The organism is Paenibacillus shirakamiensis (assembly GCF_017874255.1).
Lineage (GTDB): Bacteria > Bacillota > Bacilli > Paenibacillales > Paenibacillaceae > Fontibacillus > Fontibacillus shirakamiensis.
Genome location: NZ_JAGGLD010000003.1, coordinates 74454 through 99308 on the forward strand (window position 1 = coordinate 74454; position 24855 = coordinate 99308).

At 43.1% G+C, this 24855-nt stretch carries 20 protein-coding genes and 1 riboswitch; of the genes, 2 read left to right on the plus strand and 18 right to left on the minus strand.

The genetic code is table 11. The features are described from left to right. The first annotated feature begins 60 nt into the window (after positions 1-60). On the plus strand, positions 61-3933 hold the full coding sequence (locus J2Z69_RS09770) for a S8 family serine peptidase (protein ID WP_209861593.1): 3873 nt from the start codon (positions 61-63) through the stop codon (positions 3931-3933). A gap of 132 nt (positions 3934-4065) precedes the next feature. On the opposite strand, the gene J2Z69_RS09775 is transcribed toward J2Z69_RS09770, so the two are convergent. Next, the gene (locus J2Z69_RS09775; protein ID WP_209862628.1) at positions 4066-4653 is read right to left on the minus strand and encodes an MOSC domain-containing protein; all 588 of its coding nucleotides are present in this window, start codon (positions 4651-4653) and stop codon (positions 4066-4068) included. A 185-nt stretch (positions 4654-4838) separates the two neighbouring features. Here J2Z69_RS09775 and J2Z69_RS09780 point away from each other — a divergent pair, with 185 nt between their 5' ends. Beyond that, on the plus strand, positions 4839-6215 hold the full coding sequence (locus J2Z69_RS09780) for a cryptochrome/photolyase family protein (RefSeq protein WP_209861595.1): 1377 nt from the start codon (positions 4839-4841) through the stop codon (positions 6213-6215). A 108-nt stretch (positions 6216-6323) separates the two neighbouring features. On the opposite strand, the gene J2Z69_RS09785 is transcribed toward J2Z69_RS09780, so the two are convergent. The 17 genes from J2Z69_RS09785 to J2Z69_RS09865 all read right to left on the minus strand — a co-directional run bounded on the left by J2Z69_RS09785 (position 6324) and on the right by J2Z69_RS09865 (position 24767). Further along, on the minus strand, positions 6324-7220 hold the full coding sequence (locus tag J2Z69_RS09785) for an ABC transporter permease subunit (RefSeq protein ID WP_209861597.1): 897 nt from the start codon (positions 7218-7220) through the stop codon (positions 6324-6326). Beyond that, positions 7217-8161, minus strand: coding sequence for an ABC transporter ATP-binding protein (locus tag J2Z69_RS09790; protein ID WP_209861599.1), 945 nt, complete (start codon positions 8159-8161; stop codon positions 7217-7219). The genes J2Z69_RS09785 and J2Z69_RS09790 overlap by 4 nt, the downstream gene beginning before the upstream one ends. After that, positions 8158-9354, minus strand: a complete 1197-nt coding sequence (locus J2Z69_RS09795; RefSeq protein ID WP_209861600.1) for a hypothetical protein — start codon at positions 9352-9354, stop codon at positions 8158-8160. The genes J2Z69_RS09790 and J2Z69_RS09795 overlap by 4 nt, the downstream gene beginning before the upstream one ends. A gap of 35 nt (positions 9355-9389) precedes the next feature. Then, a complete protein-coding gene (locus J2Z69_RS09800) occupies positions 9390-9926 on the minus strand; it encodes a sigma-70 family RNA polymerase sigma factor (protein WP_342591578.1) in 537 nt (178 codons plus the stop codon). A 188-nt stretch (positions 9927-10114) separates the two neighbouring features. Further along, entirely contained in the window at positions 10115-11176 is a 1062-nt protein-coding gene (locus tag J2Z69_RS09805; RefSeq protein WP_209861604.1) for a sensor histidine kinase, read from the minus strand. After that, positions 11173-11850 carry a response regulator transcription factor gene (locus tag J2Z69_RS09810; protein ID WP_209861606.1) on the minus strand — a complete coding sequence of 226 codons (678 nt, stop codon included), beginning with the start codon at positions 11848-11850 and terminating at the stop codon, positions 11173-11175. Before J2Z69_RS09810 ends, J2Z69_RS09805 begins: the two co-directional genes overlap by 4 nt. Positions 11851-11906: 56 nt before the next feature. After that, positions 11907-13691 (minus strand): ABC transporter ATP-binding protein, encoded by a 1785-nt coding sequence (locus J2Z69_RS09815; RefSeq protein WP_281069397.1) that lies wholly within the window; start codon positions 13689-13691, stop codon positions 11907-11909. A gap of 97 nt (positions 13692-13788) precedes the next feature. Continuing rightward, on the minus strand, positions 13789-14475 hold the full coding sequence (locus J2Z69_RS09820; RefSeq protein ID WP_425354997.1) for an MgtC/SapB family protein: 687 nt from the start codon (positions 14473-14475) through the stop codon (positions 13789-13791). A gap of 310 nt (positions 14476-14785) precedes the next feature. Then, positions 14786-15412: an FMN-dependent NADH-azoreductase gene (locus J2Z69_RS09825; RefSeq protein ID WP_209861610.1), complete on the minus strand. Its 627-nt coding sequence runs from the start codon at positions 15410-15412 to the stop codon at positions 14786-14788. A gap of 149 nt (positions 15413-15561) precedes the next feature. Next, entirely contained in the window at positions 15562-17853 is a 2292-nt protein-coding gene (metE, locus tag J2Z69_RS09830) for a 5-methyltetrahydropteroyltriglutamate--homocysteine S-methyltransferase (protein WP_209861612.1), read from the minus strand. A 157-nt stretch (positions 17854-18010) separates the two neighbouring features. Then, positions 18011-18211, minus strand: a riboswitch (cobalamin riboswitch). Positions 18212-18253: 42 nt separating this feature from the next. Then, positions 18254-19570, minus strand: coding sequence for a voltage-gated chloride channel family protein (locus tag J2Z69_RS09835; protein ID WP_245339172.1), 1317 nt, complete (start codon positions 19568-19570; stop codon positions 18254-18256). A gap of 11 nt (positions 19571-19581) precedes the next feature. Next, complete coding sequence (locus tag J2Z69_RS09840) at positions 19582-19953, minus strand: replication termination protein (RefSeq protein ID WP_209861614.1); 372 nt, start codon at positions 19951-19953, stop codon at positions 19582-19584. Positions 19954-20245: 292 nt separating this feature from the next. Continuing rightward, complete coding sequence (locus J2Z69_RS09845; protein ID WP_209861616.1) at positions 20246-20917, minus strand: response regulator; 672 nt, start codon at positions 20915-20917, stop codon at positions 20246-20248. Next, positions 20918-21751, minus strand: coding sequence for a sensor histidine kinase (locus tag J2Z69_RS09850; protein ID WP_209861618.1), 834 nt, complete (start codon positions 21749-21751; stop codon positions 20918-20920). It abuts the gene before it with no gap. Between the two features lie 136 nt (positions 21752-21887). Next, complete coding sequence (gene nagE, locus J2Z69_RS09855) at positions 21888-23345, minus strand: N-acetylglucosamine-specific PTS transporter subunit IIBC (RefSeq protein ID WP_209861620.1); 1458 nt, start codon at positions 23343-23345, stop codon at positions 21888-21890. Positions 23346-23378: 33 nt separating this feature from the next. Further along, positions 23379-23879 carry a PTS sugar transporter subunit IIA gene (locus tag J2Z69_RS09860; protein WP_209861622.1) on the minus strand — a complete coding sequence of 167 codons (501 nt, stop codon included), beginning with the start codon at positions 23877-23879 and terminating at the stop codon, positions 23379-23381. Between the two features lie 33 nt (positions 23880-23912). Beyond that, positions 23913-24767, minus strand: coding sequence for a PRD domain-containing protein (locus J2Z69_RS09865; protein ID WP_209861623.1), 855 nt, complete (start codon positions 24765-24767; stop codon positions 23913-23915). Positions 24768-24855 lie beyond the last annotated feature (88 nt).

Genomic DNA, 24855 nt, shown 5'->3' on the forward strand with positions numbered 1-24855 from the left:
TATGTAAAATCTTAACTACCTTGAAGGTGATCATTTAGTAGAATCTAAGGAGGAAGGCATTTGAACAATTATTCGCGTCAACCATGGTTAGCAGGTGCTCTAAGTTTGTCGTTATTGCTTGGCTTAGCCACTCCAGGACTAGCTTCAGCGAAAGAGACAGCAGGAACCTCAGAACTCAAGTCAAAGATTCAGTCCAAACTGAATCCTGAGCTCAATCTCTCACGCAATCTAGCCAATGAGTTGGACCATCAACGCGCTACAAAAGCCGCAGACCCTTCCATCACAGGTCCCCAAAATTTTGTCCCTGCCAGTGACAGTAGCGCCCTAACCACCGTCATTGTTCAACTAGAGAATGAACCCGTCAAAGTATATGAGAAGCAAGCCGTAAACGGCAGCACCAGTGATCAGGTGAATAAAATCCGTATTGAGCATAACCGATTTAAGTCGGCTGCCCAGGCTTTGATCTCCTTAACTATTCATAGAGAGTATACCAAAGCGTTCAACGGATATTCTGTTCAACTTCCCGCAGATCGTATAGAACAACTTTTGAAATTACCTGGTGTTAAGGCGATCTATCCTAATATTGAATACCATGCCATCCCTATAGAATCCGATGTTTCGGATGCAGCAGTAAGTGCTAAAGGTACAGACCTAAGCTCCAAACAAGACCATAGCATTCCTTTTATCGGAGCTGAGACTTTATGGAATGCGGGTTACAAAGGAAAAGGGATTAAAGTAGGCGTAATTGACACGGGCGTGGATTATAATCATCCAAGTCTGAAGGCTGCATTCAAAGGGGGATATGACTTTGTCGATAACGATAAAGATCCTTTTGAGACCAAGCCGAACCCATCGGTTCCTCCGGTAGCAGGCAAATCTTATGAGACCGAACACGGCACGCATGTATCCGGTACAATTGTAGGACGTGGGGATCCAAGTAATCCCAAAGGAGCTACAGGCTGGGCACGCGGCGTGGCCCCTGAAGCTGATTTGTATGTATATCGTGTGCTTGGACCCTACGGAAGCGGCACAAGTGAGAACGTCATTGCAGGTGTCGAAGAAGCGGTAGCGGATGGCAATGATGTTATCAACCTCTCCCTAGGTTCCGATTCCAATAATCAATATACAGCAGACGCCATCGCACTCGACAATGCTGTCAAAGCTGGGGTTGAAGTCGCTGTAGCTAACGGTAATGCAGGACCTGGACAACAAACGGTAGGCAGCCCCGGCGGATCACATTTGGCTATATCCGTAGGTGCTTCCACTCCACTTACAGACACACCCGTATTTAAAGCTCCAGGACTTAGTGACATCTTCGCAAATCTCGCGACATACTCTCCAGAACTTAAGGATACAACGGCTGGCTATGAAGTTATTGCTGCGGGTCTTGGCAAACCTACCGACTATGCCGGCATTAATGTGAAAGGCAAGATAGCATTAGTCTCGCGTGGAGAAATTTCTTTTCATGACAAAGCAGTGAATGCTAAAGCTGCGGGTGCAGCAGGCGTCATCATTTATAACAATACGACAGGTGAGATTCAAGCTACACTAGGTAGTGAGGGTAACTACGCACCGACCTATACCGTTACCCAAGCTGATGGTCTGAAGCTTAAGGACAAAGCTGCTGCTGGGGGGTACTTCATTCATCTTACATCTGTTAAAGAACAAGATCACCTCGCTGACTTCAGTTCAAGGGGACCTGCCATTCCAGACTATACGATCAAACCGGACGTACTTGCCCCAGGAGTAGATATTACTTCTTCTATTCCTTCATTTAACGGCGATTACAGCAATGCCTATGCTTCATTACAAGGGACGAGTATGGCTTCGCCGCATGTAGCTGGCGCTGCAGCACTGCTGATCCAACGGTACAAATCCGAGCGTAAAGAAAAGCATTTGAATCCTGAAGAAGTCAAGTCACTTCTCGCTAATAATGCCACAGAAGCCCATGATCGATCAGGCAAAGCATATACCGTGCAAGAGCAAGGAGCGGGACGAATTGATCTGACCAACTCTTACTCTGCGGAAGCCATCGCACTTGTGAATGAGACCCTTCCCGTGCAACTTCAAGGCAATAGCAGCACGTATCAGACAAGTAGTTTGTCTTTTGGACCTCAAGTGGCGGGTGCCAATCTTAGCAAAGAGATTACACTCAAAAATATAGGGGGAACTCAGCAGACTTATACGGTTCAGGTCAAATGGAGTGGCACGGGCGACAAAGCACCTGTACTAACCTCCTCTAGCCAGCAGATTACACTTCAAGCCGGACAAAAAGATACTAAATTTCATGTGAATCTCACAATTCCAAAAGGAACATCAAAAGGCGTGTATGAAGGTCAAATCTCCCTTATCAAACAAGGCAATGGGCATACGCTACGCCTTCCAGCCAGCGTATATGTTGGGGAAGATTACAAAGTGGATGAAATTCATAACATCACATTTGATCCAGACATTTTCTCCCCGAATGGAGACCATCTGGCGGACACTTCGACAATTGGATTTGATGTAACCCGCCCCATTAAAGACTTTGACCTCATCGTAACTAGCGACAAAGACGGAGATCAAGGAACTATTTACTCAGGCCTTCGCCAAGCTCCGATTCATAACCCAGATAACTATAGCATTATCGATTGGGATGCTAAGGTAACCGACACTCAAGGTAAAGAAAAGATCTTGAAAGATGGATTATACTGGTTAACTCCCGTCATTCATGATTCCAATTCTCGATTAAATAAAGACAGTGCCCCTTTCATTGTCGATCGCGAAGCTCCTAGAGCTCAATTGGATACGCCAAGTCTAGTAGTAAGCGGCAATAAAGGTAAAATCTCTGGACAGATTCTTGGGGATACGCTCCTTGATGTTCTTCCAGGCGCAGCCTATTCCGATGTGATCGCTGTATCGGTGCTTAGCCAAGATAAGAAAGGGCTTTATACTCAATTCGATGGCGTCATTGATGCAAAAGGTCACTTTACCGTTGATGTACCTGTAAATGATGGGACGAACACGTTCGAAGTATATGTGTACGATGCAGCCTATAACGGTGTAATTGACCCACTTCAAGTGATTCATCAGGAGTCCGGCTCCCTTTCCCTTGATCCGGCTTCCCAAGAAGTGAAGACGAATAAACCTTTTGATATCGATGTAAAATACGCTGTTCAGAGTAAAGCCACTTCCGCCTCCTTCAGTCTGGAGATTCCAGGAACATTCCAAGTCAATGACGTGAAGGTGAATCCGGCCGTAGTGACAGACCCTACCGCAGTTGTAACCAAAGACATTGTGACAAATACGGATGGAAGCAAACAATTAAATGTCAAAATTGACTTTAAGAGTGGCACCGTAACCGGTTCAGGCAAGCTTGCAACCATTACTTTGCAATCTGCAAAAGAGGGCAGTTATAGTCTCAAACTGGTTCAAGCTGGATTTGGCAGTGCAGCAGGTGCTATTACGGTCTCCAATCTGAATACCGTTCAAGTTGTAGTCAAATCGGATGGCACACCTGACCCAGGGACGCCTCAAGACGGCACTTTCTACCTGGATTCTGTAGATTACTCCCTCCTTGTAGGTGAGCAATTCGAGACCGAAGCGCTTTTCAAAGGCAAAGATGGTAAAGTAGTCAACGTCACATCCCAAACCGTCTACGCGTCCAAGAATCCAAAAGTAGTAACCGTAGATGCGCAAGGAACACTGACGGGGATAAGCAAAGGTTCAACACAAATTACAGCCACTTACAAGGGGAAGACGATAACCGCTGATGTATTGGTTGTAGTACCTTATGTGAAACCTAACAAACCAGCTTCAGATGTTACCCCTGCGGTGACTCCTGCAGGAGATGCAAAAACTAACATAAGCACTCCTTCCACTACACCTGCATCTACATCTACGCCTACGCCAGTGGATGGAACTACAGCTCCTACAGTGAAAGCTACACCGTAGTAACGAACCCTATGCTTCTCATGGCATTAAGGAAATATACAAGCTGACAAAATGCTTAGAAATAAAGCGACCTTCCGGTAAATCGGAAGGTCGCTTTTGCAGTAATATTATAGGTTATATATGTATGTTTTTTCATCGTTTACTCAAGGTTTCGCGCCAAGATGCAGAGAGAGCCTCCACGGCTAGAATTCGCCGCGCTCCATCCAGATTCAATTTATCATGGAACATGATCTGGTTCGCCAATGCTATCGTAATTCCACCATCATCTTGCCGTTCTAGCACGAATCGATCTCTTACAGATACTCGGCCCTCTTGCAACACACGGCAATAAAATCCGGTATATCCAGTCTGCTGAACTTTAAGTACCATTTCTGGAACGCCGTGCTTTATCGCAAGTTTGAAGCAAGGTTGTCTAGGTTGCGTAACTTGAATTTTTGCTTCACCCCATTTAAAAACATCCCCGATATGGACCTCAGGCTCCGTTAGCCCTTGTAGGGTCACATTTTCTCCAAAGGCCGCAGCTGCAAAGTCAAGACCAAGCTCATCGTTCCAGTAGCTATAATGCTCCTCCGAGTAGAGACACAAAGCTTTGTCGGGTCCTCCATGATGAATGAGATTAGCCTGTGCGTCTCCTTCTAGTCCTGTGTATGACAGGAATATATCCTGATCTGTAGCTTTTTTGTCAATCGCAGACCATATTTTCTTCTCATAATTCTCCATCTGCTTCGGTTGTCCTACATGGACAGACTTCACTTCGTATTCTCGCACACCAATCAACCTCCCATCTAAATCTTGCTCTATGCCATGTATACTCTAGCATCTGTAGATGTAGCATGTAAATAAAGTAAGTTGCATGCATTTCTATTTGAATTTGCGTACAATTGCATAGAGAGGAGCGATTTGTTTTGATTCTATTTATTCATCGCAAAGATCTGCGAATTCAAGATATGCCTGCATTTGAATATATCACACAGCGTGAAGTCCCAAGTCTACACACATTCATTGTCGATCCCGCAATTATCGGCCAAGGGAGACATGTAGAGCATAGTGGAATTCAATTTTTGAGAACTCTTAGTAAACTAGTAGAACTCTACAAGCATGATGGCCTTACGCTTCATTTGCTGTATGGAGATCCTATAGAGATTACACATGATCTTGTTCAGCGTTATCCCGTGCAAGAAATCGTGGTTCATGAAGACTATACACCTTATTCTAGAGAGAGAGACGGAAAACTGGAACGTGTTGCAGCTCAGCGCAATATTTCCTTTACAAGTCTTCCTGACCAACCCCTTATCGATTGGGAAGACTTCCATAGATTTGCGGAACGGACGGATGCCTATAAGGTTTTCACCCCATTTTATCGCAAGTGGAAAGCCTATATGGATTTATTTTTCCAGCCTCCTGTATTCACGGATGTAAACGAGTTACAGACTGTAGCTCTGGATTCTGAAGTGTTGGACAAATACAGTCTCCCTTTTCTCATTCCTAACTCTTCTATCGATGAACCGTCAGTAAGATTGCAAGATTTTATTGAAGATGACCTAGATTCCTACGAGAGATACCGAGATTATTACTCGGAAGAAGGAACAAGCCACTTAAGTAGTGCATTAAACACTGGGGCGATTTCATCTCGTGAGGTGTATGCAGCAGTACTTCATCTTCCGCAAGCCGAATCTTGGCGTAGACAGTTAGCATGGAGAGATTTCTACCTATATCAGTCACACCAAGATCCTGTTTTCTATAGCTACGAGAATAGATTTGATCTTTCGGCGCTGAATGACTTCCATTTTGAAGCTTGGAGTCAAGGAAATACAGGAATTCCTGTCATTGATGCCGCCATGAGGCAATTGAATCAGACCGGTTATCTACCCAATCGGCTTCGTATGATTACGGCAATGTTTCTTACTAAAAATTTGTTATGCCCCTTTTCACTTGGAGAAGCTTATTTTCGAATTAAGCTAGCGGATTATGATCATGCACTGAACCGGGGCGGCTGGTTGTGGTGTTCTTCCCTAGGTTATGATGCTTCTCCTTATTTCCGGATCATGAATCCGGTGACTCAATCCCAGAAATTTGATCCACATGGAAGATATCTTAGGGATTGGTTACCCGAGCTTGCACATCTGGAAGGAAAAGCTCTCCATCAACCGCACCCGCAAGCCATTGTGGATTTGAAAGGTTCTCGCTTGCAGGCGATAGAAGTCTATCGTGGCATTTTGCAGACTAGTAAAAGTCAGCCCCTGACTGACAACTCGTTTCCTCGACATCATCAGGTTAAATGAAGAACGTTCATCAAAAAAACATCGTTAGGAGTAGATAAGTCTACTTCAATCGATGTTTTTGGTTATATACCTATGTAACGGCATTGTCGTATACATGCATGTGCCTTCCTATAGATCTTTGCGCTGAAAACGCCAGAGTCCTAAGGCTAATGCTACTAATGTATACACTAAGGCATACCAGAGAAAAGCGGGCGAAGGAGCTGAACCGATACCGAAAATCACAAAAAAATCGTTATTAGAGCTAGAGATCAGTTCCTGCAAAGAAGAATAATTGAACAATCGATCTAACATCGTACGCTGCAACCCATCTGCAGGCATCGCAAGCGATAATAGTCCAGATATAGTATCCAGGGAAGATCCCATCTCATGTTTTAAGCTCGCAAATTGGCTAGCCACTTTATCAATCATACCTCCAAGCCAACCACCACCATAGAGCATCGTCATGAATACACCGTTACCAATCGCGGAGAAGAAACTCGATCCGAGCATGGACAAGGAGATTAAAAGCGGAACAACCGAGGCGAATAGAAAATAGGCGATGACGATATTCGTGGCTTCTTTAGGAATAGTAGCATGTATGTTCGTAATAATTAAAATTGCTGAAAATAATGCTAGTGCATATACCATACAAAAGCTTACATAACCCAGCCAGCGACCTAAATACCATTTCCAACGAGCAATGGGCCTTGGCATTAAGGCTTGCATAATGCCCTGTTCGGCTTCTCCTGAAATGACCGAAGAGGAGCTAAAGATAGCTAGAAAAGCTAATACAAAAGAAGCAAAAAAGAAACCCAGACCTAAAATAACCATCCCCTCGCTAAATTTAGTAATAAGCAATCCCGGATCACTGGATGGTAATCCTCGGTTCGAACCGGAGTACGAATTTCCAAGGGTAGAAGCAATGAACCAAAATGTAATTAAAAATAAGACCGTGAGGATGACCGTCAACAACAGTACTTTTTTTCGCAACAATTCTTTCCATGTCATACTCCAAATGGTTGTCATACTTTCTCCCCCCGATGACTCTTTCCAGAGAGTTCTGTTACGAACCATTCTTCGAGTCTAGTCTTTGCACGTGCCGATTCATAGAGAGTCATCCCTTGTTCAATAAGTAGAGCATGAAGCCAGCCTGCCTGCTCTTCTTCCTCAAGTTCCGCTTCAATAACGGCCAAGCCGTCTGGACTTATCTCTATAATACTCATATTCAACCCACTTTCTTCTTGAATCCATGGGAACAAGCTGGAGGTGAATCCACCGATTCGTAATCTCCAGCGAGGGCGCTGCTGTAATACTTCAGATACAGTACCTTGCTGCATAATCTCTCCATTATTCAGAAGAGCAACCCGGTCGCATAAGGACTCCACATCTTCCATTAGATGTGAATTCAGAAAAATCGTCTTGCCCTCTCCTTTTAGCTCATGCAATAGCTGTCTGACCTCGCTGCGTCCAATCGGGTCCATTGCAGATGAAGGCTCGTCCAAGAATAGAATCTTCGGATCTCCCACAAGTGCACAAGCGAGTCCCAATCTCTGCTGCATACCCTTCGAATAATTCCTTACCCGGTCGCTTGAACGAAGGCCGATGCCAACTTTCTCTAATAGCGCGGGTATTCTTACATTCGCTACTTCTCTAGGTATTCCGCATAACTTCGCATGAAGTCTCACCACTTCCTCGCCGCTAAGCCATTCCTGATAGCGATAAAGTTCAGGTAAATAGCCAACGAATTGCCTTGCGGCCAGACTACCTATAGGTTCGCCCAGCAGAGAAGCCCGACCTTCCGTGGGGAAGATCAGGCCTACCAACATTTTGACACAAGTACTTTTTCCTGCACCATTCGGACCAAGGAAGCCAAAGGCTTCCCCTTCCTTAATGGTAATTGATACATCACTGCACCCTCTACCGTTAGCATAACGCTTAGTTAATCCTTCTGTCTGGATAGCAATCACGCGTGAACCAACTCCTCAAGTTTCTGATCAAAGAAATCTTTTTGGTTCCGTTCTTTATCCAAGTTAATCGTGAATTGGTTCATGATTCCATCCTTCACCCATGTAGCTTGTTTTGTCGTATTTGTTTTGTAGCTCTGTTCTGTGATTAACACTTTTGTGCCTGAAATGATCTTCTCTTTGGACGTTCCCTCCGTAATTACAGGTAAAGGAAGATTCCCTGTAGTCAGGAACTGACTGCGTTCCAGACTTTCTCGAACTTGCGAAGGGAGTAATGGGAACTGTAATACTGCTTTCATCGCTTCTTCCAAGTCGACACCATCTTCTACAGTAATATTAGGCGCCTTCAGCTGTGATAGGTCTGCATAAGCTTCTCTTCTTTCCTCATCCGTATCTGCATTATTAAAAATAGTATAGTGTACCGAAGGCGAATTAGTTAAAGTAATTTTTTTACCATCCACGCTCTCAGGAAATAGATAAGTGGCTCCAAGATTTTTCATCGTATTATTCATCTCATTCACATGAAGTGTAAACTCTATGCTATTACTGGAACTCACATAATAATTGTCTTGCTTTCCTGTGATGGATTCCGGAACCAATGGGAAGCCCACCGATTGTGCGGCAGCATCTGCCTTCATATTATCATTCCGATTTTCCTTACCCGTCACTACACGAAATGTGCCATATCGATTTATGGCTTGTTCAGAAGCTCCATCTTGGAAAATTTTATTAAATAATTGCTCCAAATCCTCCTGATTCACCTCTGTCACTTGTTCCATACGGAACTGCCCTAAGATGGAAGCCAGTGCCTTATTTCCAACAGGCGTGGACAACGTAACGGCCACGACTAACACTGCAGCGGCTGCAGCTGACCAGCGCCGCATGCCTCTACTCATCCAGCGACGGGATACTTTTTCCTGAGTTTTGTTCTCATGGAATTTCTCCATATCTGAGGTTCGCTGGTCCATCTTTCCTTCTTTTGCATGCGCCGCAAGCGTGGAAGGCTGCTGCAAGGAATCGCTCGCATCCCATGCTGCCCACTGCGCTGAAGGCTGCTCCTGCTGCATCGCAGCTACCATACGCTGCCATGCAGCATCCGTTTTCTTATTGTCCTTTTTAGGATGTCTCAACACGGGATCGATCCTTGATGATTCTTCTTTATCTGCGTTTAATTTGTCGTTAGGCTCTAGTTTCATAATCCGCTGATCCTCCTTTTATCGTGCCTGTTTCTTTATCTTGCTTCCGTAGCCGCTCTAGAACTAGCCGAATCCACCGCACATTTGCGTAGGCGCTGTGTTGCTCTGGCAAGCAGTGTTCCCACTACTGGGGTGCGAATTTCTAACTCCGCTGCTATCTCTGCATAACTGTATCCCGAGTAACGGAGCAACAATACTCTTCGATCACGTTCAGGTAATTGCTCTAACCATTCCCTAACCTCAGCTTGATCAAGTCTTCGTATAATTTCATCTTCACTAGATGGAGTTGCCGCTCCCTCCTTAGGCATTTCCTGTTCCTGTCGATCTACTAATTTGCGTTGCCTGGATGCTGAACCCATGTAATCATAAGCCAAACGAGTTGACACACGATGAAGCCATGCTCCAATAGCTTCCATATGATCTGGTGGCTGGCGATATAATTTTAAGAAGGTCTCTTGGGCTATATCCTCAGCTACATTCTCATCACGCAGAAGTGCTGTAAGTTTGCGAAGTACAATGGGATAATGCTCATAAAATATGTGCTTAAATGTTGCTGATTCCGGAATTTTCACGAGTCTGTAACCTCCTTTTCTGCTGCAGCTATAGATAAGACGGGTGTGAGACTGAAAAAGTATCACCTCATACAAAAAACCTATGCGTAACATCCCCCTAGCGAGGAAACTTTACCCATAGGCCTTATCATCCAATTTGAATTTCAAATCTAGTTCAGTTGAACGGCTGTCGTCTTGATACAACCTACTCAAGCCGTCCCCGTGGGTAGCGTTACGATAAAAACAGTCCCTTCTAAGGGTGTACTTTCTACCGCTATCTCTCCACCATGCAGATCGATAATCTTTTTGACAATAGCTAGTCCTAGCCCATTGCCGCCTGCCTCTCGGTTACGAGATTTATCAGCTTTGTAGAATCGATCGAATATGTAGGGGAGATCGGTCGCTTCAATGCCTACACCGCTATCCACTACACGTATAACCACCTGTTCTTCTAGGAGCTGAGATCTAATCTCAATAAGCCCGCCCTTTGGCGTGAACTTGATGCTATTATTCAGTAAATTTAGCCATACCTGACTTAATAATCCCTCTTCTGCACAGATATTCATGTCATCTAAATGCACATCAATCTGAAGATCTTTAGCTGACCACTGAGATTCACAAGCTAGAATCATACGCCGAATTTGTTTGTCTAGGCGATAATTACGTGGTTCCAGTGACTCTGTCCCATCTTTTTCAAGTGTAGATAATTTGAGCAAATGATCACTTAACTGCGATAATCGGCTAGTCTCCGATTCAATAATATCTAAATAATGCACACGCAAGTCTTGACTTAAATGTTCATTTTCTTTCAGAGCCCGTGCAAACCCACCAATGGAAGTAAGCGGGGACTGGATCTCATGCGATACATTTGAAATGAAATCCTGTCGCATCGTCTCCAAATTACTCAGACCCTTAACCATTTCATTTATAGAGATGATTACATCTTTGTATTCTTGTTCTTCATATTCGGTCTGGTCAATACTCACATTAAAATTGCCTTTAGATATAGCCTCTAGCACCGCTCGAACTTTCTCAAACCTCTGATCAAATCGTCTATGGAACAGTCGACCAATCAGATAGAAGAGAATCATAAATAGAACCTCACCGAGCATGAAATATAAAACTTGACCTAAAAAATGATGCGTGTTGCGATACGTTGGTTGCACTAAGGAAAATATACCATAAGATCCTATACCCGCTAATATTACAATCACTATGATCATCGTCCACAAAAAGATATGAAAGAGATGCTTGCGCATTCGCGGACTCATAAGCCTACCTCAAGCCGATAACCAAGTCCGCGTATAGTTCGAATGAGAAACCCTGATTTATCTTGAGGAAATCTTTCACGTAGTCTATTCATATGCACATCGAGGGTCCGCTCATTGCCTTCATAATCATAACCCCAAATTTCCTCAATTAATTGATCTCGATTCAGAGTAATCCCCGGATAACTAGCCAGCTTGAATATTAGCTCGAACTCTTTGAGGGGAAGGGTCATAGATGTCCCTTCCATCGTCACCTCATAGGTTCTTCGGTTCAGTTCAACAAGTCCCGCTCGCACACGTTGTGAAGAAGAGATATGATATCGCTTTAGGAGCGCTTTCACTCGTGCAATCAGAACGGGTGGATCAAAAGGCTTCAATAGATAATCATCCGTGCCCAACTCAAAACCTTTTACAATCTGGGTCGTCTCTCCCTTAGCGGTTAGCATAAGCAAAGGCATATCATAATGTTCCCGCAGCGTTCTGCATAGTTCCCAACCATCCATCTCAGGCATCATAATATCCAAAATGACTAAATCCACTTTTGAAGTTTCCAGTATTCGTAATGCATCTTTGCCATTAACAGCCTCCAGCACATCTTCAAGCCCATCCGACTGTAAAAAAACCTTTACCAGTTCCCGAATATGCGCATCGTCGTCTACAATCATAATTTTGGCCATTCGTAGTTCCTCCTTCCCCCTAAATCCATATTCTACATTGGTCCTAACCAACATTATCATTCAGCCACAGGAGTGAATTCTTCATGCTGGAATTGCTGTGAAGCAAACTCCCTATAAAGATCATGATTTGCTAACAATTCCTGATGGCTTCCGTGACCAGTAATTGTACCTTTTTCTAAAAATAAAATTTGATCAGCACGAACCACTGTAGATAATCGATGCGCTATAACAATGGTAGTACGCCCATCCATCAAATTGTTAAGGGCTTGTTGTACTACGGCTTCAGACTTGCTATCCAGACTAGATGTAGCTTCATCCAGCATGAGGATTTTGGGGTTCCTAAGCAAAGCCCGAGCTATAGCAAGTCGTTGTCGTTGCCCTCCGGATAATTTCACGCCTCGTTCGCCGACTTGTGTATCATATTGCTGCGGGAGGTCCTTAATGAACATGGAAGCATACGCCATATCTGCAGCCTGTTCCAGTTCAATCTGTGACACTTCCCGGTCCATGCCATAACAGAGGTTGTCCCGAATGGAACCCGCAATCATGGGACTGTCTTGGGACACATAACCAATCTGTTGCCGCCATGCCCTCAGTTCATACGTATCAATATTCTTTCCACCTAGCAAAATCTCACCCGTATTGGGAAGATAAAAACGTTCTAGTAGCGAGAAAAGCGTAGTCTTACCGCCCCCACTTGGCCCAACAATAGCTGTAACTTGCCCAGGCTCCATGGCGAACGTAACCCCACGCAAGATCGGTTCGGATTCGCTATAGCCAAAATGGACATTTTTTAAAATTAGAGACTGATCCGTTGGAACCGTTTTGCCCCCATTTTGATGATTTTCTTCATCCGCATGTAAAGTATCAATAATACGTTCTGTAGCCCCTTTAGCTTTCTGGAACTGAGTGAAGAACTGGGTTAGCTGCGTCATCGGCATAATAATCTGGATTAAATACAAAATAAAAGCGACCAAATCTCCTGCTGTAATCGTTCCTGTCGATACTTGCATCCCGCCGTAACCAATGATGATAACAAGCAGCATCATTAATACAACTGAGATAATCGGGCCGATCCATGCGGACACTTTGCCTTCTCTTACGCCGTAGCGAAATAGATTTTGAATGCCTTTGAGTCCCTTATCATATTCTCTCGGTTCTGCATTAGATGACTTCACCAATCTCATCTCACTAAGCACTTGATTCAGTGTAGCTGTGAAATCAGCCGTTTCATCTTGCATCGCCTTGGAGATTTTGTACATCTGACGACCCAGTGGAACAAGAATTAAGACGGCTAACGGAATGACAATGAACATAACCAAGGTCATTTTCCAGTTCAAATAAAGCAATACCCCAATCGAACCGACAATTGAGATGATCCCACTGAAAAACGAAGCGGCGTGTTCCGAAATTAATGTTTTGAGAATGATCGTATCATTAGTCATTCGGCTACTCGTCTCGCCCGTCCGATTGTTATCGTAATAAGCTAACGGGAGAACTAAAAGCTTCTTCCATAAGCGTTCTCTTAAGCCGGCAACTACCTTCTGCCCAGCGTAATTCAGCATATAGATGGATACTCCACTTGCTACTGTCTGCAAGACAAAAGCTATAATAATCAGCACAATTTGCTTTCCGCTTATCGAAGATAGAGAGAATCCATCCACCAGTTGCTTAGTGAACATGGGAATAACTAATCCCACAAGTGTCGAAATGACACTTAACAATACTGCAAAAATTAACATAAACATCGGAGGTTTAGTTTCTCGAATAAGACGCATAAAAGCACCTTTATCTTTTGATGTAGACGCAACCGATGCTTGGCTATTTGTACGTTGTGACATGTTCCTTATCTTCCTTTCGCATGCTCGGTATGACCTAGTAAGTCTTCAATTAGCCATACTATAACCAAGTAATATGAACTGAAGTTAAACTGGGCTTTTATAGATGCTCTACTTCAACACTAATCACATGATCTATCTTCTTAATAAAATAATAAATTTCCGTCATATACTCTTTCTCTGGAGCAGAGATGACCATATCAATTCGCTGTCTACCGTCATCCAAATCCTTGATTTTAAGCCTACGGATCCGGTGTATGGCTTGAGGATGTCTACCGGTCTCGCGCTTGCGTTCAATCATCTGGATCAGATCCGTCATGAAATCATTTGTCTCCATCACGATCTTTACAGCGACATCCCGCTTATTCAAATTCTCTGGCCCTAAGGCTTTGATCAAATAAGGCACACCATTCACTGCAATAATTAATAAAATCACGGCCACACCTGCCTCTAAATAGAACCCGGCTCCAATGGCTATTCCTAGACCTGAAGCTGCCCAGATCAGCGCCGCAGATGTAAGACCCGAGATTGCATCATTGCTTCTTCTCAGGATGACCCCGGCTCCCAGAAATCCGATGCCGCTGACAATCTGCGCCGCTAACCGCATCGGGTCCATATTCGGATGATTAGGACCTGCTAGACGTTCAAATGCTTCATTCGATACGATAGTAACCAAACAGCTCGCAATACAGATGACCATACTCGTTTTGACACCAAGTGGTTTCTGTTTTAATTGCCGATCAATGCCGATAAATAATCCAAATAAAAGTGCCAAACACATTTTCATTACCATTTCATATTCAGTATGCATAACAGTGCAGTCCCTTCAAGTGTATAAAGTGAGTATAATTGCATTATTAGTTTTATAGCAAATGGGCACGATCTCACATTGGGCAATAGTCAGTCGCTTCATATCCTGAAATCACAATGTGTATTCCACTACTTGTTATATTCAAGATCAGATGCATATAGTTAGCGATGTATGTAAATTCAAATGATCTAACGTGAACACATTGGGTTAGCTATATATCAAAGCTATAACAAAAAAACCTTTATCCCTAAGGATAAAGGTTTTACATGATACAGTCGAATGGATCTTAGAATTTAGCTGCTAATGTAGCTACTTCATCAAGTCCTGCTTGTACAATCGCTTCGGCGCGATCTGGGAATTGGTTATGACCTTCAACTACAACAACTTCAGGATTAGTTAAGCCCCAGAATGCTAGTATAGCCTTCACGTAGTTCAAAGACATTTCCATAGCTGCCATAGGTCCTTCCGAGTATACGCCACCACGAGCTTGTAGCAATACTACTTTTTTGTCCCCTACAAGACCTTGAGGACCTTCTGGTGTGTATTTAAATGTTTTACCTGCTTGGTTCAGATAGAACAAGTAAGTTAACATTTGAGCAGGAATGGTGAAGTTCCAAAGTGGGAAGGCAAATACAACTTTGTCTGCACCCAAAAATTGATCGAGATACGTATTAGCCAAGTCAGCAAGACGTTGTTCTTCAGGTGTAGTTTCCATTCCTTTACCTATTTTGAACTGACCCGTCATCATATCATTATCAAAATATGGAAGATTAGCTTCAAATAAGTTCAATTCGGATACGAGATCATCCGGGTGAGCTTCCTTGTAAGTCTTTACAAATTGTTCGTACAATTTAACCGTAACAGATTGATCGGACGGTCTGTTATTCGCTTTTACAAATAAAACGTGTGCCATGTATATTGCCTCCTAGTATGTGTAAACTCACTTTAATAAATATAGTATCTATCATTTAATACGTGTTGTCAACCCTTTTTCGTTGTAATAAAGAACTGGCATAATTCTTATTAGGAATTATGCCAGTTTCTATTATACATTGTAATTTATTATACGCTAATCTTAGATCTACTAACCCGAACTTGTTTCGCGGCTTCTACCATGTTCTTCAGCGATTCAACGGTTTCCGATTCACCGCGTGTCTTCAGACCACAGTCTGGATTGATCCAGAATAATTCTGGGTCCAATACTTGCAGCGCACGGCCGATCATAGATACCATTTCATCTACAGAAGGAACACGTGGGCTGTGAATGTCATACACCCCTAGACCGATACCAAGAGGATACGTATGCTCTTCAAAGCTATGAACTAGTTCGCCATGACTACGGGATGTCTCGATAGAGATTACATCTGCATCCAGTGCGGTGATGGAGTCAATAATGTCATGGAATTCACAATAGCACATATGTGTATGAATTTGCGTAGTATCTTTTACCGTGGAAGTACTTAGCTTGAAGGCTAACACGGCCCATTCTAAATATTGATCCCACTCCGCACGTTTGAGGGGAAGTCCTTCTCTCAAGGCCGGTTCATCTACTTGAATCATTTCGATTCCCGCTTGCTCCAAAGCTTCTACCTCTTTACGAAGTGCGAGTGCAATTTGATAAGATACTTGTTCACGGCTAAGATCCGTACGTACAAAAGACCAATTCAGAATGGTAATCGGACCTGTTAACATCCCTTTTACTGGCTTATCTGTGAGGGATTGTGCATAGACGGTCTCTTCTACAGTCATCGGGGCAAGGAATTCTACATCCCCGAAGATCACGGGAGGCTTCACGCAACGTGAACCATAGGACTGCACCCAACCGAAGCTCGTGAACGCGAAACCAGCCAATTTTTCACCAAAGAATTCAACCATATCTGTACGCTCGAACTCACCATGCACAAGCACGTCAATACCAATCTCTTCTTGTTTGACAATCCAATCTTTAATCTGTGCATTTACAAACTCTGTATATTGCTCACGGGACCATTCCCCTTTACGCCATTTCTGACGAGCTGCACGAACCTCAGCAGTCTGTGGGAAGCTTCCGATCGTAGTAGTGGGTAGGAAAGGCAACTGCCATTTCTTCTTCTGCTCTACTTGTCTTACTCCAAAATCATGTGCCCGGTTCGACGGTTGCTCCGAGACGTGAGCTGCTGCGTGACGAACTTCCTCTCGATTTCTTGCAGGAGAAGCATTGAGCGCTTGAATGGCTTCTCTACTAACCGCAAAAGCTTGTTCATCCTTATGCCCATTCGCTGCATTGGCGAGGAGAACTAGTTCTTCTAGCTTTTCTTCAGCAAAAGCTAGAGCATTCTTCAGCACCACATCAAGTTTCTCTTCCGTCCGTGCCGTTACAGGAACATGCAGCAAACTGCTTGAAGGTTGTACGAGAATCTGTGTATCCGCAGCAAGCTGCTGAATCTCTTGAAGGACAGCAAGCTGTGCATCTAGGTCCGCTCTCCATACATTTCGGCCATCAATAATCCCTGCAGCTAGAACTTTATCTGATGGGAAGCCGAACTTACGCAATGCTTCAAGATTATGCCCTTGATCATGCACGAAGTCTAATCCTAAGCCTTGAACAGGCAATGCTACAAGCTCTTCATATTGATCTACAGCACCAAAATAAGTCTGAAGCTGTACAGAGATGCTTGGCACTTCACGCTGCAATGTCTCATAAATATGTTGAATATGTTTGTAGTCTTCTTGATCAACCGTAGTTACAAGAATTGGCTCGTCGATCTGTACCCATGCCGCGCCCTCAGCTGCTAATTCTTGCAATACTTGTACATATAAAGGAAGGAATTGTTCAATAACTTCATCAAGTTTAGACGTATCATACCCTTTAGATAGCTTAAGGAATGTATATAAACCTACTAATACAGGTCTTCCTTCAATATTCAGTTGCTCTTTTGCTTCACGATAGGCAAGAAGCGGGCGATTTATAGTCAATTGTGGAGTTACATTTTGAAGTTCAGGAACGATATAATGATAATTGGTATTGAACCATTTGGTCATTTCACTGGCTGTCGCCTCTGTATTACCACGGGCTACACCATAATAGGTTGCGAGGGATACTTCGCCTCCGACATAATTAAAGCGGGTTGGGATGACACCGAACATCGTTGCCGTATCCAAGATATGATCATAGTAAGTAAAATCGTTAACGGGGATAATTTCAACGCCTTTTTCCTTTTGAAGCTTCAAATTATCTAGACGAATGGCTGCCAATTGCTTGTGCAAATCTGCTTCTTGAATTTTACCTGCCCAAAAAAGTTCGATTGCTTTTTTCCATTCTCTCTTTTCACCGATCCGGGGAAAACCCAGATTACTGCTTCTTACATTACTCATGTCAAAACCTCCAATTAATATATGATAGGTATACGAAAATCAACATAAGCACAACCAAAAAAGGCCTTCTTCAACCTATTTGGATAGGTTAAAGAAGACCTTCGAGATATAGACGATGGCAACATTCTTTAACACCTTCCCATCTCCCGTAGGTTTGTCAGTGCTGTTAGAATAGGCAGGTCTCCTGGCTTTCAGAATCAACATGAAATACGGCCTTCCCAGTTTGTTGGACAACCCAGTGGCATGAATCGCATTACACTTCTCTGTTACAGTGGCGGGACCGCGTCGGCGTTACACCGAACTTCCCTTTTAAACTTCAACTTTCCATAGCTGAAGCACCTATTCCCACATATTTGATTGGAATAATCATACATCAAAGTTTATAACAATTCAATGATTTTTAACGATGTTTTTGGTGCTTGATCTGCGCTATTGTATCGTTTTCATGTATTTTCCAAAGTTTAGATTTGGATGCACCTACTTGTTGCGAAGTATAAATCCCTGTATGACCTGAAAATAAGTAACCTAGAATACACGCTGGAAGCATGTACACAGCAGCTGAGCTGCCGAATAGTTCAATGCCTAGCACAAAAGATGTGACAGGTATATTAGCTGCACCGCTAAAAACAGCGATTAACCCTAGTGCAGCGAACAGGCCTACTGGCTCATGAAGCCATAACCCTAAGGTGCTTCCGAGCGTTCCTCCAATAACGAATAAAGGCGTCACTTCTCCGCCTAAGAAACCCGCGCCAAGAGTCAACGATGTAAAAAGAATCTTGAGTAGGAAAGCGGTGTCTTGGGATTGCCCAGCAAAAGCCTCCTGTAACAGGGGCAGACTGAGTCCTAAATAATCACGCGTACCGAAGAGGTATACAAGCAGGATAATGACTAAGCCGCCTACAAAGCCACGTACCATAGCATTCTTAAACCAAGAGGTGTAGGTGCGTTTCATCAGATGAGTGAACTGGCTGAACAGCATAGCTGTAAGTCCAAATGCTATGGAAGCGACCATTACTTTAACCAAGAGAAATATTGAAAATTCAGGGATAGTTCCGATTGAATACTGAACATGATGAACCCCCCATGCCAGCGTGGTGAGATGGCCTATTAGGCTAGCTATAAAGCACGGCAACAATGCTTCGTAGCGCATAAACCCGATGACGAGAACTTCAAGCCCAAACAACGTTCCAGCTAGCGGCGTTCCAAATACCGAGCCAAATCCGCTGGCCATCCCGCACATAAGGATAATTTTGGTATCTGCTGAATCAAGCTTGAATACCTGACCGATCCAAGAGGCAAAGCTCCCACCCATCTGCACTGCTGTTCCTTCGCGCCCTGCCGAACCCCCGAACAAATGAGTAAGAATCGTACCTACAAGTACCAGTGGTCCCATTCTAAGCGGTATACGCGACTTCCCCTCCTGAATGGATTCTAAAATAAGATTGTTACCTTTCCCGGAAGCCAAACCATACCGAGTATAGATTAGACTCATAAAGCCGCCTCCAAAAGGCAGAAGAAATAAAAGCCACGCATGTTCAAGTCTAGTCTGTGTAGCCCATTCTAGGCTAGTAAGAAAGAGCGCTGATACACTTCCCGTTACCACTCCTATAAGCCCAGCAAGCAGAAGCCACTTCAGACTAAAGATAATCAGGGCTGCATGCATATAAGTGCTAGAGAAGGCATGAATTTTCTGCTTTATCCCCTGATGTTCAGCCATGTAGTGTTCTCCTAACTCGTATATCCGAAATTGTCATGCTCCGCTTTATGTAATATCCCCAGACAACGGTCTAGATCAGTCTTGATTTGTTTGCGATACAAAGCCGCTTTTTCCTTACCATCACTCGTGAAATGATATAACACAATCTCTTGAAAATCGACCGAAGGATCGTTCCCTTTCAGCTTTTTTGTTCTAAATAAAATCCCTTCTTGAACAAGTTCATGCAGCGCACGATATATTTCACTTTGAGGAGGGGTATATCCTAGCGGTTTGAATTCCGCTTTCAGATCGTCAAGCATCTGATACCCATATCCTCTTCGATCCTCTACCATTTTAATTAAATATAACTTCAAGAATGCTCGCTGAGCAATCATAAATGCCATCGGGTTGTGCCTCCTTCAAAATTGGAATATCTCTCCTCTATTATATGAAATTTTCATAATAGTGGCAATTCTTCACTTTTGATAATAAAGGCATCTTAGATTTCAACTAATTCATACAGGGCAATAAGCAAACTGAACGCTGAATGAGAAAAATTGGGGAGACGAGATAAAAGAAAATGATATGAATTTTTCATATATTGAAATTTTCTATTGAAAAATATACTTAAAGTCAATCAACAAACTTCCCATTACCAAATGAAATCAATAAAATAGACAACTCTACTATTTCAGTTTAATTAGAATGTTTTTCAGGCCTTGATCCAGGCTCCACCCACCCCTGTTCAAAAGCATACCTTGTTAGCTGTACTCTATTTTCTAATTGGAGTTTTTGGAGGATATTTTTCAGATGATTTTTAACGGTCTGATCTGAGATCTGTAACTGATGGGCGATTTCTCGATTTGTATTCCCCTGAGCTACCCAGTCTAAAATTTCCCGTTCCCTTGTAGTAAGAGGGTGATCTCCAGCACCCAGCTTGGGCTGAGTTAAAGGAATTTCTTTAAGAATTTGGTGAGCTAAGTCGCGCGAGAGCGGCGCTTCATCGATAAGAACCGCATTCAAGTATTCTAACCATGTGGAAGGCGCCAGATTTTTGAATAAAAATCCCTGTGCACCATTTTTCAACGCTTGGAATAGATGAGCCGCATCGTCTGATACTGTAATTAATACAATTTTGACATAGGGATATCTGAGCTTAATTAAACGTGTAGCTTCTAGGCCGTCCATACCTGGCATATGAATATCCATAAGAATTAGATCTGGCATGAACTTTTCGGTCAGTTCAAGTGCCTCCACCCCGCTAGAAGCCAGCGCAATAACTTCAAAGGATGCATCTTCAGACAAAATATCACAGATGCCCTCCAGAGCATGTGCATGATCGTCTACCACCAATACCCGAACTTTCATTTACCGTTCCTCCCTGTTCTCAATTTGTACAAGCGTAAGTCCATCTTGTCTGCCCACTTCTAAAACCCAACCCATCTCTTCTGTTCGCTCACGCATGATTTGTATACCATACTTTTCCGGATTAAAGGACTTAAGAATATCATGACTCTTTCCATTATCGATTACCCGTACTGTCCACTGACGGCCTTTAGAATGTCCTTCTATTCGGGTCAAAGAGGCGTTGGCATGTTTTCTAGTATTTACGAGCGCTTCTCGTATACAAGCTAATAACTCAATTTGTTCTTTTGGTGTAAATTGGTCGTCCACAAGATTCCAAATAATATCTGCTTGCACCTGTGCTTCCTCGGCCAGTTGTTCTACACGTTGTTTCATTGTACATGTAGCGGGAGCAGCGTGATCGCTTCTGGCTGGATATTTCAAATTGGATATGGACTGTCTCACATATCGATTCACTTCATGGACTGTCTTTCTTAACTCTCCCCAGGTTACCGCTTGTCCAGACTGCTGTAATCGTTCAGCCTTATCAATTTTCACTGAGAGTAAAAACAAAGACTGCGCAATGCCATCATGCAATTCTCTTGCCATCTGCTCTCTAGCTTCGAGTTCCGCCTTATGTGACTTCTCTCGCTGAAGTTCCTCTTGAATGACTTCAAGCTGTACAAATAGTTGATACAGTAGCGTTACACTAATCAAAAATAAAAGAATAGGTGTAATTAAATTTCCCGTACCCATAGAAAGATAAGGCATTAAAAATTGATGTCTTACGAATTCCCATATGCCTATAATCAATGAAGGTACGACAAGGATCATCCACTTAATTAGTCTGTATGTCACAATGTTCTCCCCTTTTAACTAGTGCTTTCTCGTCTATTTTAGCAGAAATTGAAAACTTCCATTGTTCATAAACGTAACAAATAAAAAAAGCAGAATGGATTGTTATCCACCCTGCTTTTTTCATTATTCGATGAAATTACATAAGTTTTTGAATATCGTCCTTAATCGCTTCGGATTGTGGTCCAAATACTACTTGAACTACACCTTTACCAAGACGCATAACGCCAGAAGCACCGAGGTTCTTCAGAGCTGGATCATTCACGGCTTTATCGTCTTTTACAACTAGACGAAGGCGTGTGATACAAGCATCAATGGACTGGATGTTGTCTGGTCCACCGATATTTTGAAGAATTTTAGCTGCTCTGCTGTCGCCAGCAACTACAGCGTTGTTACCTACAACTGCTTGATCATCTGTAGATACTTCATCTTCGCGACCCGGTGTTTTCAAGTTCATCTTCACGATAATAATACGGAAAAGGAAATAGTACACGACTGCGAATACAAGTCCTACTGGAATCAACAACAGTGGCTTCGTTGCCAATTGATAGTTAATAGCATAGTCAAGCAGGCCAGCGGAGAAACCGAATCCGAGCTTAACGCCTAGTGCATACATTACGTATCCTGCAATACCTGACAAGATAGCATGAATACCGAACAATACAGGAGCAACGAACATGAATGCAAATTCGAGCGGCTCTGTAATACCTGTCAAGAATGAAGCCAAAGCAGCACCGATGAAAATAGAACCTACTGCTTTACGTCTTTCAGGTTTAGCCGTATGAATAATAGCAAATGCCGCAGCTGGAAGACCAAACATCATGATTGGGAAGAAGCCCGTCATGAACATTCCCGCACTTGGATCTTTTGCGAAGAAGCGATGTAAGTCACCATGTACTACAGCGCCTGCTGCATCTTTAAAGTCACCAATTTGGAACCATACAATAGAGTTAATGATATGATGAAGACCAAATGGCAAGAGGAGACGGTTAGCAATCATGTAGATCGCACTACCGATACCACCAAGACCTACAATCCAGTTACCGAATGTGTCAAGCGCGGATTGCACAGGACCCCAGATTAGACCGAAAATCAAACCTACAACAACCATTGTTACTGCGGTAACCATTGGAACGAAACGTTTCCCACCAAAGAATCCGAGCCAGTCCGGCATTTTAATAGTGTGGAATCGCTTGTATAGGTATGCCGATACGCAACCTACGATAATACCACCAAGTACACCCATATCGAGCTTAACATCTTTACCGCCAATGAAGTCGGTGAATACAAGAGGTACTTTTGCTAATACTTTTAGCAAAATCAAGTAACCGATTACAGCCGATAGGGCGGCTACAGCGTCACCTGCAAGACCAATCGCTACCCCAACTGCAAAGATCAAAGGCAGATTGTCGAAGATTGTAGAACCCCCGGCATCTAAGAATGGAGCGATGTAGTGGTTCAACCATTCGCCCGCGCTTCCCATGTGGAAGTCTTTGACATAATCGATATTACCGAAACGCATGAGAATCGCTGCTGCCGGAAGTGTTGCTACTGGAAGCATTAAAGATTTACCGATTCTTTGGAGAAATGACAACATCTTTACTTCACCCTTTCAAATATATTGGCTTTTTTAAGCCTTTAAAATCGCTTTCAGAACGACATCTCTGCCAGCTGTTACCGGTCCGAGGTTGGTGTCGATTGTCTCTGTCAGTTCGTCTGCGTTTGTTACTATGATCGGTGTAATCACAGGGTATCCCGCACTTTTAATCGCTTCAATATCGAATTCGATTAAAGTTTGTCCCGCTTTTACTTTGTCACCTACAGCTATATGAGTTGTAAAACCTTCTCCTTTAAGAGAGACGGTGTTGATGCCAATGTGAAATAAATATTGTAGTCCATGCTCATCTTCTAACATCACAGCATGCTTTGATTTGATAACGTGTGCAATCGTTCCATCAAACGGTGCTACAAGTTTGCCTTCGGTAGGTACAATAGCAACACCTTTACCCATATGACCACCTGCAAAGGCATCATCTGGTACACTTGCTAGGGATACAGCTTCTCCTGTTAAAGGGGCAACAATTTCCACGACTTTTGGTTCAGCTTGTTTCTTTCTCCATTTTGAAAACATTTGAACTCCTCCTACCTTCTGCTTCATGTTGAATTAGATGTTCGTCCGATACAGGCGGTACAGATGCATCGCAATGTAACAAATCTCTTCTTCAGGAACTTTCTTACCTAATTCCTCTTCCATTACTTTGCCCAACCTGCTTGCCAATAAATACTCTTCCCTATATTCAAATCGAATATGATTGACAAAAGGATTATCAATCCTTGTGTTCTGAAGTAAACGCTCAAGTGAATACCTCAGATGCAACATCAGACGCACATGACTCATACTACCCTGCTGAAATTTTATATTTTTCTCTTTTTGTATAATTTCAAGCAAGTTATTAACAAGATTTGATGCTTTGACCAATTGACCGACAGGAACATTACTTACAGCTGAATACACATGATAGGTCAAAAATCCAACTTCGTCCTCCGGTACATGAATATGAAAAGCTTCACTAATCATTTCGGCAGCTCTCGACGCAATTTCGTATTCCTTAGGAAAACAAAGCTTCGTCTCTTGCAAAAAAGGATTGATGATATCCATACCATTGCGTAACCGATAGACTGTGAATTGAATGTGACTTGGGAGCGCTAGATACACTTTGTCATTGAGTTTCTCTGGGAAACTCTCCGAAATATAATGAATGATCTGATCCGTAATGTTCATGACCTTTGGATCAAAATCTTCCATTAACCTTTCGTATTGACTCCATTGTTCGCGATCTTCAAGTCGGAATCTCTTCTCAATACGGGGATCATCCGCTTCGATTACTCCCGCACCTTTTACTGCGAAACCGATTCCTTTACCAAGAAGAACATATTCGGTTCCATTCTTCCCGCCTTGAGCCATCACAACGTTGTTACCTATAACACGTTGAACTTGGAGTAGTTCTTTTTCACTCATATCGATGGAACCCTCCTCATTACAAAATCAAAAAGAGCCAAGGAAAGAATGACCTTATGTAATAAGGTTAATCGTTCCTTGGCTCATG

Bases quoted from the DNA above. Each gene is read 5' to 3' on its own strand.
- J2Z69_RS09865 (WP_209861623.1), bottom strand. From the start codon at position 24,767: ATGAGTGAAAAAGAACTACTCCAAGTTCAACGTGTTATAGGTAACAAC.
- J2Z69_RS09845 (WP_209861616.1), bottom strand. From the start codon at position 20,917: ATGAAAGTTCGGGTATTGGTGGTAGACGATCATGCACATGCTCTGGAG.
- J2Z69_RS09795 (WP_209861600.1), bottom strand. From the start codon at position 9,354: ATGAAACTAGAGCCTAACGACAAATTAAACGCAGATAAAGAAGAATCA.
- metE (WP_209861612.1), bottom strand. From the start codon at position 17,853: ATGAGTAATGTAAGAAGCAGTAATCTGGGTTTTCCCCGGATCGGTGAA.
- J2Z69_RS09810 (WP_209861606.1), bottom strand. From the start codon at position 11,850: ATGGCCAAAATTATGATTGTAGACGACGATGCGCATATTCGGGAACTG.
- nagE (WP_209861620.1), bottom strand. From the start codon at position 23,345: ATGTTGTCATTTCTCCAAAGAATCGGTAAATCTTTAATGCTTCCAGTA.
- J2Z69_RS09840 (WP_209861614.1), bottom strand. From the start codon at position 19,953: ATGGCATTTATGATTGCTCAGCGAGCATTCTTGAAGTTATATTTAATT.
- J2Z69_RS09805 (WP_209861604.1), bottom strand. From the start codon at position 11,176: ATGAGTCCGCGAATGCGCAAGCATCTCTTTCATATCTTTTTGTGGACG.
- J2Z69_RS09815 (WP_281069397.1), bottom strand. From the start codon at position 13,691: ATGTCACAACGTACAAATAGCCAAGCATCGGTTGCGTCTACATCAAAA.
- J2Z69_RS09825 (WP_209861610.1), bottom strand. From the start codon at position 15,412: ATGGCACACGTTTTATTTGTAAAAGCGAATAACAGACCGTCCGATCAA.
- J2Z69_RS09785 (WP_209861597.1), bottom strand. From the start codon at position 7,220: ATGACAACCATTTGGAGTATGACATGGAAAGAATTGTTGCGAAAAAAA.
- J2Z69_RS09835 (WP_245339172.1), bottom strand. From the start codon at position 19,570: ATGGCTGAACATCAGGGGATAAAGCAGAAAATTCATGCCTTCTCTAGC.
- J2Z69_RS09860 (WP_209861622.1), bottom strand. From the start codon at position 23,879: ATGTTTTCAAAATGGAGAAAGAAACAAGCTGAACCAAAAGTCGTGGAA.
- J2Z69_RS09775 (WP_209862628.1), bottom strand. From the start codon at position 4,653: ATGGAGAATTATGAGAAGAAAATATGGTCTGCGATTGACAAAAAAGCT.
- J2Z69_RS09820 (WP_425354997.1), bottom strand. From the start codon at position 14,475: ATGAAAATGTGTTTGGCACTTTTATTTGGATTATTTATCGGCATTGAT.